General features: G+C 42.4%; 2 protein-coding genes. Both read right to left on the bottom strand.

The window, feature by feature from the left end:
- A partial coding sequence (lysS, locus tag NTU69_05840; protein ID MCX5803042.1) for a lysine--tRNA ligase occupies positions 1-1,316 on the bottom strand: 1,316 nt, incomplete at its 3' end.
- Between the two features lie 95 nt (positions 1,317-1,411).
- Positions 1,412-1,888, bottom strand: a 477-nt coding sequence (locus NTU69_05835; protein MCX5803041.1) for a 30S ribosomal protein S12 methylthiotransferase RimO, incomplete at its 5' end; no start/stop codon positions are given.

Raw genomic sequence — 1,888 nt, 5'->3', positions numbered from 1 at the left:
ACGCCTTCTTCCTTTTCCCTTATCTGTTCTAAAAACCTCTCCCTCTGATCTTCAGGATCATTCAATTCGTTAAAACCGTTCGCTACCTCCATCCCGTATATGTATAATTCAAATCTCTCCGTAACATCGGGGTGTTCCTTACTCTTCTTTGCCAGGGGTGAGACCTCCACAGGGTAATGGGTGATAAAGGTCGGCTGTACAAGTTGCCTTCCGCACAGTTCCTCAAAAATCTTCGTGATGAGTTTCCCTTTTGTAGTCTTTTCAACATCCTCCAGTCCCAGTTCTTTTGCATAAGCAGTCAGCCTTCCTGCATCACTCATCTCAGAAAGGTCGAATCCTCCCAGTTCCCGTAATGCCTCCTCCATCGTCATCCTCTTCCACGGTGTTGAGAAATCTATCTCCTGCCCGCTGTATGTAATCCTGTATGTCCCGAAAAGTTCGTACACAAGAGAGGAGAGCATATCTTCCGTCAAAGCCATGTTATCCTCGTATGTTACATAAGCCTGATAAAACTCAAGCATGGTAAATTCAGGGTTATGTTTTATAGAAATACCCTCGTTTCGAAAATTTCTATTAATTTCAAAAATCCTTTCAAACCCTCCGACAACAAGCCTCTTCAAGTAAAGCTCCGGAGCTATCCTGAGAAAAAGGTCCATACCCATGGCATTATGATGGGTCACAAAGGGCTTCGCAACAGCGCCACCCGGGATCACGTGCATCATAGGTGTCTCTACTTCTATAAAATCCCTCTCCACAAAATAACGTCTGATAAAATCTATTATCTTCGCCCTCTTTATGAAAACATCCCTCACCTTTTCATTCACGATAAGGTCAAGGTATCTTTTTCTGTATCTTTCTTCCACATCCTTAAGCCCGTGCCATTTCTCAGGTAATGGACGGAGTGACTTTGTGAGAAGTTTTATATGTTCTGCGAGGATCGTTAATTCTCCGGTCTTTGTCTTAAAAACCCTTCCACCAACTCCGATAATATCGCATATATCAAATTTTTTAAGGGTCTCATAGGGAGGGGTTTTAAGCATATCCTTCCTTGCATACACCTGGATTCTACCCTTCCTGTCCTGGATGTGTAAAAAGGCACTCTTCCCGAAATCCCTGAATGCCATGATCCTTCCGGCAACAGAGATGCGTTCTTCTGTTTTTTCAAGTACATCGTGCGTCAAGGCTCCAAATCTATTCTCAACATCCAGTGTGGTTGCGTAAGGTCCTCTGTCCTCTGGATAGGTATCTATACCGAGCTCCCGTAGGGCTTTTTCCTTCTCTTTCCTCACTTCCATTAACTCATTTATCGGTTCCATTATGCTCTCCTGTTACCTCTATAATAACTGCGTGGCGCAAAGCGCATGGCGTTAGTTCAGCTCTATGCTCTCTGCCTTTTGCTCTCTGCCATTCATTACACTTCCACTATAACATCATAATCAAGGGTTTTCACTATTTTACCTTCTCTCATTTCTCCCACATTACATGTGCCTTTTATAAAAGCAATGCCATCAATGTCTGGAGCCTGTGTGAGGAGTCTTCCAGTCATATACGTCTCATCCTCTCCTTCAATAATCATCTTCACGTTTTTTCCCTCAAGCTTCTTGAGTCTCCTTTTCGATATATCCTTCTGTATCTCCATAATCTTATTGTACCTTTCCTGTTTTATGCCTTTTCTCACATGTCCTTTCATTCTGCTTGCTAATGTCCCTTCTTCCCTCGAATACATAAATGCCCCCAGCATATCAAATTCCCATTTTTTCACAAAATTACATAGATTAAGAAAATCCTCATCAGTCTCCTTAGGAAAACCAACAATCACTGTGGTTCTCAGTGTAATTTCAGGTATCTCTTTCTTAATCTTATCCAGCAACACCTCTAATTGTGCCTT

It is taken from the genome of Pseudomonadota bacterium (genome assembly GCA_026388215.1).
In the GTDB taxonomy this organism is placed as follows: Bacteria; Desulfobacterota; Syntrophorhabdia; order Syntrophorhabdales; family Syntrophorhabdaceae; genus JAPLKF01.
This window is presented reverse-complemented; position numbering and strand designations above follow the sequence as displayed.